Source organism: Streptomyces termitum (assembly GCF_014650175.1).
In the GTDB taxonomy this organism is placed as follows: Bacteria; Actinomycetota; Actinomycetes; order Streptomycetales; family Streptomycetaceae; genus Streptomyces; species Streptomyces termitum.
Window position 1 is genome coordinate 83280 of the sequence record NZ_BMUL01000007.1, and the last position, 16305, is coordinate 99584.

A 16305-nucleotide genomic window follows, 5' to 3' on the forward strand; every position below is an offset into this window, starting at 1 on the left:
AAGCGCCCACCATGCCCCGCCCCGGGCTGGGCATCAGCCCCTCCGCCGTCAACGGAGCGTGGCATTCGCCAAACCACGACGCTACGGTGCCACCCATGACGCCCAGCCCGTCCGGCGCCCCCGAACCGTCCGTCCCACCCCTCCCGACCGGCATGCCCCGGCACCCGGAACCCGACGCCGGTTACGGTGCGCTGCGCCGCTCCCTCGCCGAAGCGCTGCTCGCCGACATCGACCACCTCACCGACCGCGCCGTCGCCGACATCCGCGCCCACTCCGGCACGTACGCCTCCGGCGACCCGGTCACCCGCGAGGACCTCTGGACGATCTGCCGCGACAACCTGCTGCGCGCCCTGGAGGACTTCGGCGGGCTCGCGCCGAGCGACGGCGGCTTCGAACTCGCGGCCCGCGAGACCGGCCGCCGCCGCGCCGAGCAGGGCGTCCCGCTCGACACCGTCCTGCGGGCGTACCGGCGCGGCGGACGGGTCCTGTGGCAGGTCATGGCCGAGCACCTGCGCACCCGCGCCGGCCGCGAGGACGACAGCCGCGACCTGGAACTCGACGTCGCCGGTGCCGTCTGGGAGACCATCGACCGCTACTCCGTCGTCATGGCCGACGCCTACCGTGTCGCCCAGTTGGAACTCCAGAACCGCCAGGACACCCGCCGCGCCGCCCTTTTCGAAGCCCTCCTCGACGGCCGCGCCGACGACCCCGCCGTGGCCGCCGCCGCGGCCGCCGCCCTCGGCGTGCCAGCCCAGGACCGGTACGTCGTCGTGGTCGCCACCCAGGACCCCGCGGCCCCGCCCCACCCCGCCCCTGTCCTGGAGGCGCAGGGGCTGTGGTCGTTCTGGCATCCGCGGTCCGGCCGGTACGCGGGCATCGTCCGCCTCCCCCGCCGCGACATTCCTGCGGGACGGGCCTCCCCGCCGCCCGGCGCCCGCCCCGACCCGGCCCTCCGACGGCTCCTCGCCGCACTGCGCGACCGCACCGGAGCCACCGCCGGTGTCTCACCCGAATTCGAACGCCTCTCCCACGCCGGCCGCGCCCTCCGGCTCGCCGAGCAGACCCTCCGCGCCCTCCCCGCGCACAGCGGCGAGGCAGCCGTCTTCGACGACCGGCTCACCGAGATCCTCCTCAGCGGGCACCCCGATATCGCCGAGCGGATCGTCACCGTCCACCTCGGCCCCGTTCTCGTCACCGGCGGAGAGCGCAACGCGCTCCTCACCACCCTCCGTGCCTGGCTCGACCACGGCTGCTCCGCCTCCCGCGCCGCCGAGTCGCTCTACTGCCACCGCAACACCGTGCTCAACCGCATCGGCCGCGTCGCCGAGCTCACCGGACGCTCCAGCGAATCGGGCGAAGCACGCCTCGGTTGGGCACTTGCCCTGCGAGCCCTTCCGTACGCCGGTCTTCCCGACGCCCCCGGTTCCCGGCCCACCCTGGTGGAGCCGCCCGGCCCGGGCGACGCGGAACCCGACGCGTACGCCACGTAGGCTGGCCGAATGCAGGAGCAGTACCGCACGCTGGCCCACGAGGGCGTCCACGAGACCGAGATCAACCGTTCGCGCTTCCTCTGTGCACTCGCACCGGTCGCCGATGAACGCGAGGCGCAGGAGTTCGTGGCGCGGATCCGCCGGGAGCACCCGACGGCCACCCACAACTGCTACGCGTACGTGCTCGGCGCCGATGCCTCCGTCCAGAAGGCCAGCGACGACGGCGAACCCGGCGGCACCGCCGGAGTCCCCATGCTCCAGATGCTGCTGCGCCGCGAGATGCGGTACGTCGCCGCCGTCGTCACCCGCTACTACGGGGGCGTGAAACTCGGCGCGGGCGGCCTCATCCGCGCGTACGGCGGCGTCGTCGGCGAGGCCCTCGACGCGCTCGGCACCGTCACCCGCCGGCGCTACCGCCTCGCCACCGTCACCGTCGACCACCAGCGCGCCGGAAAGCTGGAGAACGACCTCCGGGCCACCGGCCGCGCGGTGCGCGAAGTCCAGTACACCGAGGCCGTCACCATCGAGATCGGCCTCCCCGACGCCGACGTCCCCGCCTTCCGGGCCTGGCTCGCCGACACCACGGCAGGCACGGCCGTACTGGAACTCGGCGGCGAGGCGTACGGCGACGCCTGACCCCGCCGTCACCCTTCACGCTTTTCCCGCCATGATCGCCGCCACCGCCACCGCCACCGCCCCTGCCGCCACGCCCTCCCTGCGGCCCGCTCCCCTTCATGCGGCCCCGCCCACCACTCCGCCCGGGTTAGCGTGGTGGGCACAGCGGACGGGACCGGCGTACACCCGGGCCCGCCACCCGGAACGACCGACGACCACCGGTCGTCGGGCCACCGGACCAGGGGCGAGGAGCGGCACGCGCATGCGGGGTGGGACGACGACGTGAGGTTCCTGCACACCTCGGACTGGCACCTGGGCCGGTCCTTCCACCGCGTCGGCCTGCTCGACGCCCAGGCCGCCTTCCTCGACCACCTCGTCGCCACCGTCCGCTACCGCGACGTCGACGCCGTCCTTGTCGCCGGCGACGTCTATGACCGGGCCGTCCCGTCCCTCCCCGCCGTCGAACTGTTCGACCGCGCGCTGCACCGCCTCGCCGAGGCCGGCGTCCCCACCGTCATGATCTCCGGCAACCACGACTCCGCCCGCCGCCTCGGCGTCGGCGCCGGACTCCTCGGCCGCGCCGGCATCCATCTCCGTACCGACCCGGACGGCGTCGGCACCCCCGTCCTCCTCGCCGACGACCACGGCGAGGTCGCCCTCTACGGCCTGCCGTACCTGGAACCCGCGCTCGTACGGGAGCGGCTCGGCGCCGCGAAGTCCGGTCACGAGGCCGTGCTCACCGCCGCCATGGACCGCGTCCGCGCCGACCTCGCCACCCGGCCCGCCGGTACCCGCTCCGTCGTCCTCGCGCACGCCTTCGTCGCCGGTGGTGCCTCCAGCGACAGCGAACGGGACATCACCGTCGGCGGCGTCGCCGCCGTACCCGCCGGAGTCTTCGACGGCGTCGACTACGTGGCCCTCGGCCACCTCCACGGCGCCCAGACGCTCACCCCGCGCGTGCGCTACTCCGGTTCGCCGCTCGCCTACTCCTTCTCCGAGGTCGACCACCGCAAGACCACGTGGCTGATCGACCTCGGCGCCGACGGCGGGATCACCGCCGCCGAACGGGTCGACTGCCCCGTGCCCCGCCCCCTCGCGCGCCTCCGCGGCCGCCTCGACGACCTGCTCGACGACCCGGCGCACGAACGGCACGAGGACTCCTGGATCGAGGCCACCCTCACCGACGCCGTACGCCCCCGCGAACCCATGGCCCGGCTCGCCGAGCGCTTCCCGCACACCCTCAGCCTCGTCTTCGAGCCCGAGCGCGCCGACACCGGCTCCCTCGCCTCCTACGCCCAGCGGCTCCGGGGCCGCAGCGACCGGCAGATCGCGGAGGACTTCGTGAGCCACGTCCGGCCCGGCGGCACCCTCGACCCCGCCGAGCGGTCCGTGCTGTACGGCGCCTTCGACGACATCCGCGTCGAGGCCGCCACCACCGAGCGAGAGGGGGGCCGATGAGGCTGCACCGGCTGGAGATCACCGCCTTCGGCCCCTTCGGGACCACCCAGACCATCGACTTCGACACCCTGTCCACCGCCGGACTCTTCCTCCTCCACGGCCCCACCGGCGCGGGCAAGACCTCCGTCCTCGACGCCGTCTGCTTCGCCCTGTACGGGAGCGTGCCCGGCGCCCGCCAGGCCCCCGGCACCACCCTCCGCAGCGACCACGCCCCCACCGGCACCCTCACCTCGGTCCTGCTCGACCTCACCGTCGCCGGGCGCCGCCTGGAGATCGTCCGCATACCCGCGCAGCCCCGCCCCAAGAAGCGCGGCGGCGGCTTCACCATGGAGAAGGCCCGGAGCACGCTGCGCGCGTACGACCCCGCCACGCGCGCGTGGACCGGCCTCAGCACGTCCCACCAGGAGATCGGCGAGGAGATCACCCAGCTCCTCGGGATGAGCCGCGAGCAGTTCTGCCAGGTCGTCCTGCTGCCGCAGGGAGACTTCGCCCGCTTCCTCAGGGCCGACGCCGAGGCCCGCGGCAAGCTGCTCGGGCGCCTCTTCGACACGCGGAGGTTCGCCGCCGTCGAGGAACGGCTCGCCGACCTGCGCCGCGTCGCCGCCCACCGCGTCGAGGAGGGCGACACCCGGCTCCTCGGTCTCGCCCACCGCATGGCCCAGGCCGCCGGAGGGCTTCCCGTCGCCCGCACGCCCGTTGACGGGAAGCCCGGCGAACCCGGCCTCGCCGACACCGTCCTCGGCTGGGGCGCGATCGCCCGCACCGAGGCCCGCGAGGCCGCCGACATCGCCGCCGTACGCCTCGCCACCGCCGAACACGCCGAGGCCGCCGCCCGCACCGCCGCAGGACACGCCCGGGACCTCGCCGCCCGCCAGGCCCGCCACGCCGAGGCCCTGCACCGGCGCGCCCTGCTCGACGCCCGCGCACCCGAACGGGACGCCGCCCGGCACGCCCTCGACCTGGCCCTCCGGGCCGACCGCGTCGCCCCCGCCCTCACCCTGCGCCGGGAGACCGAACGCGAACACGCCGCAGCCCTCGCCGCCCGCCGCGCCGCCCGCTCCCTCCTGCCCCCCGACCTCGCCGAGGCCCCCGCCGAACAGCTCTCCGCCTTCGAGCACCGGCTGCGCGAGGAACTCGGCGCGCTCGGCGCCGCCCGCCGGGCCGAACACCGCGCCGCCGCCCTCGCCGAGGAGCGGACCGCTCTCGACCGCGAGGCCCGCGCCGACGAGGAGGCCCTCCAGGAGGCCGCCGCCTGGCTCGCCGACTGGGAACCCCGGCGCGCCGCGCTCCAGCAGCGTGTCGAGACCGCGCGCGACGCCGCCGCCCGCGCCGAACAGCTCGCGGGCCGGCTCGAACCCCTCCGCCTCCGCCTCGCCGCCGCCCGCCGCCGCGACGCCCTCACCCAGGACCTCGCCCGCGCCGAGCAGCACCACACCGCCGCCCGCGAGGAGCGCAACACCGCGCACGAGACCTGGCTCGACCTCAAGTCCCGCCGCCTGCGCGGCATCGCGGCCGAGCTGGCCGCCACTCTCACCGACGGCGGCCCCTGCCAGGTCTGCGGCTCCACCACCCACCCCGCCCCGACCCCGACCGGCGCCGACCACGTCGACCGGGCCACCGAGGAGGCCGCTTACGCCTCCTACACGCGCGCCGACGAGACCAGCCGCGCCGCCGAACGCGCGCTCGCGGGCATCCGCGAAGCCCTCGCCGCGGCTCGCGAAGAAGTCCACTCCCTGGCCGCTCCTGGGCAGACGCACAATCAGCCCGCCGTCGCCGAACTCGCCGCCGAGGCCGGGGAACTCACCCGCCGGCACGCCGAGGCACACGCCCTGGCGGCCCGCACCCACGAGGCCCGCGAAACACTCGCCCGCGCCGAACGCGAGGCCGAGGAACGGGCGACCGCCCGCCGGGAGGCCGAACGACGCGTCGCCGCCCGCATCTCACAGCGCGAGGCCCTCGACACCCGGCAGGCCGAACTCGCGGAGGAGGCCGCCCGGGGACGCGGCACGTTCGCCACCGTGGCGGAGCACGCCGACCGCCTCGAACGGCGCATCGCCCTCCTGACCGGCGCCGCCGGGGCCGTACGCGACGAAGAAATCGCCGCCGACCGGCTCAAGAGGGCAGATGCCCAACTCGCCGACGTCGCCTACCAGGCCGGATTCACCACCCCCGCCGAAGCCTCCGCCGCCCTCCTCGACCCGTACGCGCGCCGCGAACGGCAGCACCGCCTCGACGCCTGGCAGGCCGAGGCGGCGGCCGTCGCCGACCGGCTCGCCGAACCCGGTGTCGCGGAGGCCGCAGCGCTCCCGCCCGCCGACCTCCCCGCCGCCGAGGCCGCCCACGCCGCAGCCGAACGCGCCCTGCGCACCGCGGGCGCCGCGCTCGCCGCCGCCCGCGAACGCACCACCGGGCTCGCCGGACTCGCCCGCCAGGCCGAGACCGAGGTACGGCGCCTGGGCCCGCTGCGCACCGAACACGACCGGGTCGCCCGGCTCGCGGGCCTCACCGCCGGTACCTCCACCGAGAACGAACGCCGGATGCGCCTGGAGTCGTACGTCCTCGCCGCCCGCCTCGAACAGGTCGCGGCCGCCGCCTCCGCCCGCCTCCAGCGCATGTCCTCCGGCCGCTACACCCTCGTCCACTCCGACGCGCGCGCCGGCACCCGCCGCAGCGGTCTCGGACTCCACGTCGTCGACGCCTGGACCGGCAACGAACGCGACACCGCCACCCTCTCGGGCGGCGAGACCTTCTTCGCCTCGCTGGCCCTCGCCCTCGGGCTCGCCGACGTCGTCACCGACGAGGCGGGCGGCGTCCGGCTCGACACCCTCTTCATCGACGAGGGCTTCGGCAGCCTCGACGACCAGACCCTCGACGAGGTCCTCGACGTCCTCGACTCGCTGCGCGAACGCGACCGCAGCGTCGGCATCGTCAGCCACGTCGCCGACCTGCGCCGCCGGATCCCCGCCCAGCTGGAGGTCACCAAGTCCCGGCACGGTTCGGCCGTATGCCTCCGCACAGGCGCCGACGCCCTCGGAGGGTGACGGCCGTCGACGTGTTGACGGAAGAGGCCGCGTTCACATGATGTGACATGACGCGGCCCGCTCCGGTCAGCGGCCGACGGCGCGGCGGGGGAGCGGTGAGGAGTAGACGACGCTCGTCGTCACCGAGCCCAGCGTCCCGACCTTCCCGGAGATCTCCTCCAGGTGCCGCATCGAACGGGCGGCGACCTTCAGGACGAAGCAGTCGTCCCCCGTCACGTGGTGCGCCTCCAGCACCTCGGGCGTGGCCGCGATCAGATCGTGGAACGGCTTGTAGTTGCCCGTCGGGTACCGCAACCGCACGAAGGCCAGGATCGGCAGGCCCAGCCGCTCGTGGTCCACCACCGCCGTGTAGCCGGTGATCACCCCGGCCTCCTCCAGGCGCCGCACCCGTTCGGTCACGGCCGACGGAGACATGGAGACGGCGCGGGCCAGCTCGGCGTAACTCGCGCGGCCCTGGGCCTGGAGCGCGTCGAGGATCCGCCAGTCGGTGGCATCGGGGACGTAGTCGTTCATGGGGAGAGCCAACAGGGGTTTCCCCGGCGGATCAAGGAATCCACCGGGGAAACCGGGTACGGCACACGGTCAGAGGCGGGAGATCTCGTCCACGAGGTCGTCCAGGCCCAGCGGACCCTGGCTGAGGGCCGCCATGTGCCACTTCTTCGCGTCGAACGCGTCCCCGTGCGCCTCGCGGGCCCGCTCGCGCCCGAGCAGCCACGCCCGCTCGCCCAGCTTGTAGCCGATGGCCTGCCCCGGCATCGACAGGTAGCGGGTCAGCTCGCTCTCCACGAAGGCCGGCGGCCGGCTGCTGTGCCGCTGGAAGAACTCCTGCGCCAGCTCCGGCGTCCACCGCTCGCCCGGGTGGAACGGCGAATCCGCCGGGATCTCCAGCCCCACGTGCATGCCGATGTCGACGATCACCCGGCAGGCGCGCATCATCTGCGCGTCGAGGTACCCCAGCCGGCGCTCCGCGTCCGGCAGGAAGCCCAGCTCGTCCATGAGCCGCTCCGCGTACAGCGCCCAGCCCTCGGCATTGGCGCTGACCATGCCGATCGTGGCCTGGTAGCGCGACAGGCTGTCGGCGACGTGCACCCACTGCGCGATCTGGAGGTGATGGCCGGGCACGCCCTCGTGGTACCAGGTCGACACCAGGTCGTAGACCGGGAACCGGGTCTGCCCGTCCACCGGCAGCCAGGTGCGGCCGGGGCGCGAGAAGTCCTCGGAGGGACCCGTGTAGTACGGGGCCGCGGCGCCGCCCGCCGGAGCGATGTGCGACTCCACCCGGCGGACCCGCTCGGCGAGCTCGAAGTGGGTGCCGTCGAGTTTCTCGATCGCCTCGTCCATCAGTTCCTGGAGCCAGGCCCGGACCTCGTCGACGCCCTCGATGTGCGTACCGTGCACGTCCAGGTGGGCGAGCGCCTGCCACGGGTCGGATCCCGGCAGGATCCGGTCGGCCTCGGTCCGCATCTCGGCGATCAGCCGGTGGTATTCCGACCAGCCGTACGCGTACGCCTGGTCGAGGTCCAGGTCGGTGCCGTTGAAGAACCGCGTCCAGCGCTGGTAGCGCTCGCGGCCCACGGTGTCGGGGGCGTCCGCGACGGCGGGGGAGTAGACGTCGCGCATCCAGTCCCGCAGCGCGGCCACCGAGGCGTTCGCCTCCTCGCCGGCCTCGGCGAGTTCCGTCCGCAACCCCTCCGACAGCGCGTCGGGGCGGCCGGCGGCGTACTGCCCGAACCAGCCGGGACCGTCCTCGCCGCCCGCCCAGTCGGCGAGCTGGCCGACGAAGGTGGCGGTGGCGCGCGGCCCGCCGAGGAGCTTGCGTTCGAGACCGAGCGCGAGCGAGGCGCGGTACCCCTCCAGCGCGGCGGGGACGGCCCGCAGGCGCTGGGCGATCGCCGCCCAGTCGTCCTCGGTCTCGGTGGGCATGACGGTGAAGACGATGCGGATGCTGTGCACCGGGGAGCGCATGTTGCTGACCGCGCACAGGCCCTCGTCGGCGTCGTGCACGGCCAGCTCGGCCGTGAGCCGCTCCCGGAGCAGACGGGCACAGCGCCGCTCGGCGTCGCTGTCCGCGCCCGGCACCCGTTCGGCCTCGTCGAGGAGGGCGAGGGTCCGGCGGGCGAGACCGGCCACGGCCTCCTGACCCTCGGGGGAGAAGTCGGGAAGACGGCCGGCGCTCTCGCGGACACCCAGGTGCGTGCCGGTGATCGGATCGAGGGCGATGAGGTCGTCGACATAGGCGTCGGCGACCTGACGGGGCAGGTTGCTGCGGGAACTCTCTGGCATGTGTCTCATCCTGATGCCTTCGTCGGCCTTCCGTCACCTGCGGTTCCGCTCACACGGCTGACAAGGACGCTCCCGCACCCGGCGGCATGAGGGGACCGCACTCCCACTGCTGGAAGATCAGCCGGGTCTCGACCCGTGCCACCTCGCGCTGCGAGGTGAACTCGTCGAGAACGAGTCGTTGCAGGTCAGCCGGATCGGCGACGGCCACGTGCACGAGGTAGTCATCCGGCCCGGTGAGATGGAACAACGCCCGTGACTCGGGCAGGGCCCGGATCCGATCCACGAACGGACCGATCAGTTCCCGTCGGTGGGGGCGGACCTGGACCAGCAGCAACGCCTCCAGCCCGCGGCCGAGTTTGGCCGGATCCAGCCGTAGCTGGTGCCCGAGGACGACACCGGTGCGACGCAGCCGGGCCACCCGGTCCAAGCAGGTGGAGGGGGCCACGCCGACCTCTGCGGCGAGCTCGCGATAGGTGGTCCGGGCGTCGTTCTGCAGGAGGCGAAGAATATGCAGATCGACCGTGTCCAGTACGACAGAATCGGCCATCGGGCGAACGTAACACGGATGCTCACCACTACTTCCCGGTATCCGTTCACAGTGCCGCCCATGGACGCCATGGATCACGCCCCCTCGGCCACCCCGAGGGCGCTCGCCACCGAAGCCGTGCACGCCGGCCGGGAAGACCTCGCCGAGCTCGGACTGCACGCCCCGCCGCTGGACCTGTCCACCACCTACCCCTCGTACGACGCCCGGGCGGAGGCCGCCCGCATCGACGAGTTCGCCGCCACCGGCGCCCGGCTCGACGGCCCGCCGGTCTACGCCCGGCTCGACAACCCGACCGTGGCCCGCTTCGAGGAGGCCCTGGCCCGCCTCGAAGGCACCGAGGCCGCTGTGGCCTTCGCGAGCGGCATGGCCGCCCTGACCGCGGTGCTCCTGGCCCGCGCGAGCCAGGGACTGCGGCACGTCGTCGCGGTACGCCCCCTGTACGGGTGCAGCGACCACCTCCTGGACGCCGGGCTGCTGGGCACCGAGGTCACCTGGACCGATCCGGCGGGCGTCGCCGACGCGATCCGCCCGGACACGGGCCTCGTCATGGTGGAGTCGCCGGCCAACCCGACCCTGGCCGAGGTGGACATCCGGGCCGTCGCCCACTCCTGCGGCTCGGTGCCGCTCCTCGTCGACAACACCTTCGCCACCCCGGTCCTCCAGCGCCCGGCCGGTCTCGGTGCCCGTATCGTCCTGCACAGCGCCACCAAGTACCTGGGCGGGCACGGCGACGTCATGGGCGGTGTGGTCGCCTGCGACGAGGAGTTCGCCCGCGAACTCCGCCGCGTCCGCTTCGCCACGGGTGGCGTGCTCCACCCGCTGGCCGGCTATCTCCTCCTCCGGGGACTGTCCACCCTCCCCGTCCGCGTGCGCGCGGCCTCCGCGACGGCGGCGGAACTGGTACGACGCCTGGCCACCGACCCGCGCATCGCCCGGGTGCACTATCCGGCGATCGGCGGGGCGATGGTCTCCTTCGAGGTGTACGGGGATCCGCACGACGTGATCGCCGGCGTCCGGCTGATCACGCCGGCGGTGAGCCTCGGCAGCGTCGACACCCTCATCCAGCACCCGGCCTCCATCAGTCACCGCATCGTGCAGGAGGGCGACCGCCGGGCCGCGGGTGTCAGCGACCGTCTGCTGCGGATGTCGGTGGGCCTGGAGGACGTCGAGGACCTGTGGCGGGACCTCACTCAGGCACTCAGCGCTCGCTCCGCCGCGCCTGCTGAGGGGAGGGCTCACTCCGTCGCGGGTCCGAGGACAGCCGGGCGGTGATCACCAGGGTGCCTTCCTCGATCTGGTAATCGAGGGGCAGGTTCAGCGCCCGCATCGCGGCGACCATGCCGGTGTTGGACGACTGGGTCACGGCGTAGACGCTCTCGCATCCGGTCTTCTCGGCCATCGCCACGAGCCGGCCGAGGAGCTCGGAGCCGATTCCGCGCCGCTGCCAGTCGTCCTCCACCAGGAGGGCGACCTCGGTCTCGTCACCGTCCCACAGCAGGTGCCCGAGGGCGACGAGGCGGCCGGACGCGGTCTGCACGGCGAGGGTGCGTCCGAAGCGGGGGCTGAGCAGGTGGTCGAGGTAGCGGTCGGCGTCGCCGACGGGGCCGTGGTAGCGCAGGTTCAGGGTGCGGGCGGAGCAGCGGTCGTGCATCGCGCGGGCTGCCGCCAGGTCGCGCTGATCGGCGCGGCGGACGGTGATCTCGTTCCCTTCGGGCAGGGTGAGGACGTCCTGGCTCCGGGGGACACGCGGCCCGAGCCGGGCGTCGAGTTCGACGAGAGCCCGGGCCCGCGCGAACTCGGTGGGGGTGAAGGGCAGGTAGGGGCGCTCGATCAGCAGAGTGCCCCCGCTGGGGTCGCGCAGCTTCATCAGGGTGTCTTCGAGGACCCCCTCGACCGGGGTCTGCTCCCCGGTGGGCCGACCGGTCAGTGAGACGGCGGGTACCGAGTGCAGGGTGCACCGGCCGAGCAGCTGGCGCAGTGCGAGCGGTAGTTCGGCGGCGTCGAGCGCGGTACGGGCGGCGAGTCCGAGGACGCGCGTGGGGGTGTCGACCAGATCGTGGGCGTCGGCCCGCTCGGTCCAGGTGTCACGCCCGCCGGCGAGCCCGATCCCACGGGCGAGCACTTCCGCGGGGAGCGTGTCGGGGGCGCGGAGCAGGAATTCGTCGACCGTGCCCTCGGTCAGGGGGTGGGTCTGGAGGGTGAGGATGTCGACGTGGTGCCGTGCCAATACGGCGCAGAGCGATGCCAGGCTTCCCGGCGCGTCGTCGACCGTGGTCCGCATCCGCCACAGCACGGTCTCGGAGGCGGGAGCAGGATCGGCGAGGGACTCCGCACCGGCGGCCCGCTCGGAGGCACCGGGCGTGAGCAGCTCGACGGCTGTGCCCCTGTCCGTGACGGGTGGGGCGTGGCTGTGCCTTCGTGCCCACCATGTGTGGAAGCCGGCGGTGGCGGCCAGCGCGATCGCCGAGAACGCCAGCAGGTAGGGTCCGTCGGGTCCCTTGACGATGGTCTTGGCGATCGTGTCGGCCACCACCACGGCGGTGAACAGGGCCGCGAGTTCGATCAGGTCGTGCCGCCAGTGGTGCGGGCGGCGGCTGCTCTTCGAGGACGTCACATCGGTCATGACTTCACTCTGACTTAGAGGTGTTGCGTGATCACGAACGTTTTGTGACTGGCGGGTTAAGTGGCGATCTGGAGGATTTCTGACTGTTTTAGGGCATCTCTGTCTTGCCCTGATCGATCCCTTGGCGGAGTGCGTTCCGGAGCCTCTTGGCCTGGGCCACCAACTGCGACGTACCCCGCGCCGAGGCGTGCCGATCGAGCCCGGGGAGTTCCCCGGTCGCCCCGCACTTCTCCGCGCAGTCCGCCGCCACGGCAAGCAGCTCCCCCAGCCCCCGCATCGGCTTCTCGGCCTCCAGCAGCACAGGCAGCGCGGTCGACAGCATCGTCCACACGGTTCCGTACGCCCCCGTCGCGGCGGCGGTCCGGGCCGCGTCCGCCAGACGGTTCGGCTTCATCGAACGCTCCGCGAGCAGCCAGGCCAGATCCCTGCCCACCTGGTGGACATCAAGGTCTCCCCGGGAGGCCAGCACGAGCAGGGCGTCCACCGCTCGGAGCCTGTCGTCCGCATCGCGGCAGCCGAGCCCGAACGCCAGGACCAAAGCGACCGCCCGGCCCACCGGTCCCTCTCCCTCGGCCAGCAGGGTCAGAGGACCTGTCACGTCCCGCGCCGTGTCCCCGTCCACCGCACTCGCCATGGACGACAGCAGACACGAGGCCAGCAGTTCGCGATCGGAAGGGAGCAGAGTAGCCCAGTGGTCCGGCACCTGGTCCCAGTGGTAGCAGCGCCGCGCGTTCGGCATCAGACCACCGCCGAGCCAGTGGAAGACCTTGGGGAAGTCCTTCCGGAGGTCCGGACGCTTCGCCATCTCGACCAGGATCCGGTCCACCAGGTACCAGCGCTTCCCCCCTTCCTCCGAGCGAGGATGGAACCGGACGGTCGCCTCGAAGGGGGCGCCGGACCGGAGCCACGAGGCCAACCGCGTCCCGGCCTCGCTGCCCAGCGCCTCGGCCTCTGCCGCGGCCCCCTCCGCCGACGGGTCATGGCGGCGTACGCGCAGCAGGGCGTACCCCAGGTCCACCGGCGCGGGTTCCACGCCGGCGTCCGCGTACACCCGCAGCCGTTCCACCAGCTCCAGCGGGTCGATCCCGCCGGTGTGCCGGGTCGGGGTGGACAACAGCAGCGGCAGAGTGCCGCCGCCGATCAGATGGGCGATCTCCCAGATCCGGACGTCCCGCGTCGTCTCCATCGCCCCGTGGACGCACGCGGTCATCGGGACGGGCTGACCGAGCCCCGTTTCGATCCGTTTCTGTTTCACCTTCCCCACGAGCGCGGCGAGCACCGCGTCCAGACCGCGCGGTCCGTGCTGGAAGTAGTCGAAGTCGTGGCGGCGGGAGAAGGCGTTCGTGTCCTGCCAGTACGCGTCGGAGAAAGCCTCCCGCACCTGCGACGACACTTCTTCCTTGGCGCCGTGCGCATGACGGACCAGACCATCCATGGCCCGCTCGAACTCCATCGGGCTGCCCGGACGCCGCTGCTGCACCAGCAGGTCCTCCATCAGCTCCTCCAGAGTGCCCACCGGCCCAGGCATGAACTGAGGTTCCGGCACGGGAGGCAGAACCTCCTCATAGGGCGGGAGGTCGGGCGCACCGAGAGCCCCGCCGAACACCGCCTCGGCCGCCGACCGGTGCGCGGGGCCGAGGAGCGACGCCGCGTCGGCCAGATCACGGCGCACCCGCTCGTCGACGGCCTTGAGGTGCCGGGCCACCACCCGCAGCGCCCGTTCCTGGACCTCGGAGTCGTCGTGCCCGAAGGCATCGGCCACGACCGGCAGCATCTCGGCGGCCTGCTTCGGCTCCTTGGCGAGCACCTTGTCCACCAGGGACAACTGGGCACGCAGCAGCTTCTTCTCGGTACGGAACAGCACCCCGGCGGTCATCTCGGCGAAGGCCCCGCTCGGCAGGGACCGCTCCAGGGCCAGCCCGGTCAGTATCTTCTGGGCGTATCCCGCTACGGGGGACGTGCCGTCGGCGGTCATCCCGACCCAGTCGGCCACACGGTCCTTCCGCTCCTCCGCGTTCGGTGGCACCAGTTGCAACAGACCGAGGGGGAACCGCAGATCCCGCTGCCGGCCGCCCCTCAGCAGCCTCGACACACACAGGTCGACGAGTTCTCCCCGGTCCAGTACTCCTTCGCCCGCCAGGGTCGCGAGCGCGGCCGTCCAGTGCGTCGAGGAATCGGCCTCGCTCGTCCAGGCCAGTCGCTCGGGCGTCTGCTGCATGGAGAGGGCATGGCTCACCAGGACCGGAGTCTGCGGGTCCTCCCGCAGCCGTTCCAGAAGCTTGTCGTCCGTGACCGCCCGGGTCCAGCCGAGCACATAGCCGTCCGTCGCGGGCACCGTGGCTCCCGAGCCCTCCACCAGGCCGCGGATCAGACCGTAGCTTTCCTCGGCCGTCGTCGGCTTGGCGGCGAGCCGGTGTGCCACGTCGGCTCGCCACGCCGCGTCACGGTCCGCCAGCACCCGCAGAGCCAGGAACCCGTCCTCCGTACGCCAGCTGAGCAGGTCGCGCCCGCCCAACCAGACCGCGGCGGAGGCGGAGCTCGTATGACAACCCGCCCCCGCCACGTACAGCGCCCGTCGGACACGGGTCGCTTCCGTCCACCGCTTCCAGTCCCAGGAGCGGACTTCGGAACGCAGCGTCTTGAGCTGGATCAGCGCGTCCTTACGGGCCTTCGCCCCCATCGGCGCCAGAAGCCCCGGCACCTTGTCGGCACGCCCCTCGCGCACCGCCTTCAGCAGCGCGTCGACGCCCGAGCCGTCGTCCATCCCGGCCGTCCGCACCATCACTCCCGCCCCCATCACTTCCACCCCTCGTTCACGACCGCGCCCACGGGCGCCCCGACCGTCGTCGTCATGCCACAGCTCCCGTCGTCATGCCCCGACGGACCATCCGCACCGCCAGCGCGTGCTTGCACGGCCCACGCCGCCCCCGGTGATCCGCCCACCACGCGCAGGTGCAGCTCAGCGGCCCGTTCGATCCCCGCACCCGGTACCGCCGCTCGCCCGACGCCACCGTGGCCAGATCCCCGTCGAGCGTCACCGCGTCCTCCGCGACCAGTCGGCGTGCGGACATCAGACGCGGATTGTGCCGCTCGACCCGGTCCGCCTCGTACGGCAGCTCCCGGTGGAAGTAGGCCGCGTCCGCCACGTCGTAACCCACCCGGCCGGCTGTACCGAGCCGGGTGAGGGCCGCACGGACCCGGTCGGCGGTGAGCCCCGCCTGCTCGGCGAGATCCGCCGGATCGATCCGCGGCTCCCAGGCGAGGAGCACACCGACCAGCTCCGCGTCCGCGGCAGCCTCATCCGTCGCGAGGGCCTCCAGCACTCCGCCCTCCCCGGAGAACCCCCGGGAGGTGTCGGGAGACAGCGTGAGCGTCAGCCGCATCCCCGGCAGGGTCACCTCCCAGGCGCTGGGAGCGGCGGCCCCGTCCGGCACCGGGCCGTACACCCGCAGTCCCGTGGCGAAGCGCAGCACCCGGTCGAGCGCCGCCAGCCGCTCGGGACCCGGCAGACACACTGAGCCCGCTCCCGGACGCGTCGTCGGACGCAGGGCCCTGCCCGTCTGCGCGACCCACAACGGGGCCCGTCCCCGCCCCGGCGAACGCGGCAGACCGCGCAGGAACCGTACGGCCTCCGCGCCGGTCAGCTCGGCACGCAGATCGAACCCGGCCGTGGCGACCTGAGCCTCCGCGAACCCGCGCAGCCAGCGGTCGGGCAGCGGAACCTTCTTCTCCACCACCGAACCACCGAGCGTCGACACCGCCATCTCGTCGGGGCCCACCCGCAGATGCATCGGATCGTCCCCGGTCATCCGGGACAACGCCTCGCGCAGGGGGTCGTTCACGTCCACGTTCGTCGTACCGTGACCGGTTTCCGCCCCGCCCAGACCCTCGGCGAGGACATCCAGTCGGGCGTACACCCCGCCGCAGCCGGAGAAGGACTCGAACCGAAGCCGGTCCCCGTTCCCCGTCACGACGGGGTCCAGCGAGCCCGGTCTCGGCCGCTGGTGATAGCGGGCCGCGGCCACGTCGGCCACCGCGAGCAGACCGCGCGCGGCGATCTGCGGGGAGGACAGGAAGCCGGAGAAGAAACGCGGGTGCGCCTCCGCCCCACGAGGGGTGAGCCCTCCGGCCGTCTCCAGACCGAGGAGGCGACCGGAGGCCGTGGAGGCGAGGAAGGAAGGGCGTGCGTAGGCGAGTGCCTGTACGGATCGCGTCATGGAAACGACCGTAGGGCCTGCCACTGACATC

General features: G+C 73.4%; 11 protein-coding genes. 5 read left to right on the plus strand and 6 right to left on the minus strand.

What is annotated here, in order from left to right:
- Window positions 1-95 precede the first annotated feature (95 nt).
- From IE219_RS15260 to IE219_RS15275, 4 genes are all read left to right on the plus strand, one after another.
- The gene (locus IE219_RS15260; RefSeq protein ID WP_229849775.1) at window positions 96-1490 is read left to right on the plus strand and encodes a PucR family transcriptional regulator; all 1395 of its coding nucleotides are present in this window, start codon (window positions 96-98) and stop codon (window positions 1488-1490) included.
- A gap of 9 nt (window positions 1491-1499) precedes the next feature.
- Complete coding sequence (locus IE219_RS15265; protein ID WP_189977486.1) at window positions 1500-2126, plus strand: YigZ family protein; 627 nt, start codon at window positions 1500-1502, stop codon at window positions 2124-2126.
- Between the two features lie 261 nt (window positions 2127-2387).
- On the plus strand, window positions 2388-3563 hold the full coding sequence (locus IE219_RS15270; protein WP_189977488.1) for an exonuclease SbcCD subunit D: 1176 nt from the start codon (window positions 2388-2390) through the stop codon (window positions 3561-3563).
- Window positions 3560-6604 carry an AAA family ATPase gene (locus tag IE219_RS15275; RefSeq protein WP_189977490.1) on the plus strand — a complete coding sequence of 1015 codons (3045 nt, stop codon included), beginning with the start codon at window positions 3560-3562 and terminating at the stop codon, window positions 6602-6604. The genes IE219_RS15270 and IE219_RS15275 overlap by 4 nt, the downstream gene beginning before the upstream one ends.
- 66 nt (window positions 6605-6670) lie before the next feature.
- On the opposite strand, the gene IE219_RS15280 is transcribed toward IE219_RS15275, so the two are convergent.
- The 3 genes from IE219_RS15280 to IE219_RS15290 all read right to left on the minus strand — a co-directional run bounded on the left by IE219_RS15280 (window position 6671) and on the right by IE219_RS15290 (window position 9434).
- Window positions 6671-7117 carry an Lrp/AsnC family transcriptional regulator gene (locus IE219_RS15280; protein ID WP_189977492.1) on the minus strand — a complete coding sequence of 149 codons (447 nt, stop codon included), beginning with the start codon at window positions 7115-7117 and terminating at the stop codon, window positions 6671-6673.
- A gap of 69 nt (window positions 7118-7186) precedes the next feature.
- A complete protein-coding gene (locus IE219_RS15285; protein WP_189977494.1) occupies window positions 7187-8887 on the minus strand; it encodes a DUF885 domain-containing protein in 1701 nt (566 codons plus the stop codon).
- A gap of 49 nt (window positions 8888-8936) precedes the next feature.
- The gene (locus IE219_RS15290; RefSeq protein WP_189977496.1) at window positions 8937-9434 is read right to left on the minus strand and encodes an Lrp/AsnC family transcriptional regulator; all 498 of its coding nucleotides are present in this window, start codon (window positions 9432-9434) and stop codon (window positions 8937-8939) included.
- Between the two features lie 60 nt (window positions 9435-9494).
- On the opposite strand from IE219_RS15290, the gene IE219_RS15295 reads away from it, so the two are divergent.
- Entirely contained in the window at window positions 9495-10706 is a 1212-nt protein-coding gene (locus IE219_RS15295) for a trans-sulfuration enzyme family protein (protein ID WP_189977498.1), read from the plus strand.
- On the opposite strand, the gene IE219_RS15300 is transcribed toward IE219_RS15295, so the two are convergent.
- From IE219_RS15300 to IE219_RS15310, 3 genes are all read right to left on the minus strand, one after another.
- Complete coding sequence (locus IE219_RS15300) at window positions 10633-12057, minus strand: GNAT family N-acetyltransferase (RefSeq protein ID WP_189977500.1); 1425 nt, start codon at window positions 12055-12057, stop codon at window positions 10633-10635. The genes IE219_RS15295 and IE219_RS15300 overlap by 74 nt on opposite strands.
- A gap of 88 nt (window positions 12058-12145) precedes the next feature.
- Complete coding sequence (locus tag IE219_RS15305) at window positions 12146-14821, minus strand: DUF7824 domain-containing protein (RefSeq protein ID WP_189977502.1); 2676 nt, start codon at window positions 14819-14821, stop codon at window positions 12146-12148.
- An 85-nt stretch (window positions 14822-14906) separates the two neighbouring features.
- Window positions 14907-16274 carry an SWIM zinc finger family protein gene (locus IE219_RS15310; RefSeq protein WP_189977504.1) on the minus strand — a complete coding sequence of 456 codons (1368 nt, stop codon included), beginning with the start codon at window positions 16272-16274 and terminating at the stop codon, window positions 14907-14909.
- Window positions 16275-16305 lie beyond the last annotated feature (31 nt).

Coding starts and splice junctions, on each gene's coding strand:
- IE219_RS15260 (WP_229849775.1), top strand. CDS start 96: ATGACGCCCAGCCCGTCCGGCGCCCCCGAACCGTCCGTCCCACCCCTC.
- IE219_RS15285 (WP_189977494.1), bottom strand. CDS start 8,887: ATGCCAGAGAGTTCCCGCAGCAACCTGCCCCGTCAGGTCGCCGACGCC.
- IE219_RS15275 (WP_189977490.1), top strand. CDS start 3,560: ATGAGGCTGCACCGGCTGGAGATCACCGCCTTCGGCCCCTTCGGGACC.
- IE219_RS15300 (WP_189977500.1), bottom strand. CDS start 12,057: ATGACCGATGTGACGTCCTCGAAGAGCAGCCGCCGCCCGCACCACTGG.
- IE219_RS15305 (WP_189977502.1), bottom strand. CDS start 14,821: ATGGACGACGGCTCGGGCGTCGACGCGCTGCTGAAGGCGGTGCGCGAG.
- IE219_RS15295 (WP_189977498.1), top strand. CDS start 9,495: ATGGACGCCATGGATCACGCCCCCTCGGCCACCCCGAGGGCGCTCGCC.
- IE219_RS15310 (WP_189977504.1), bottom strand. CDS start 16,274: ATGACGCGATCCGTACAGGCACTCGCCTACGCACGCCCTTCCTTCCTC.
- IE219_RS15265 (WP_189977486.1), top strand. CDS start 1,500: ATGCAGGAGCAGTACCGCACGCTGGCCCACGAGGGCGTCCACGAGACC.
- IE219_RS15290 (WP_189977496.1), bottom strand. CDS start 9,434: ATGGCCGATTCTGTCGTACTGGACACGGTCGATCTGCATATTCTTCGC.
- IE219_RS15280 (WP_189977492.1), bottom strand. CDS start 7,117: ATGAACGACTACGTCCCCGATGCCACCGACTGGCGGATCCTCGACGCG.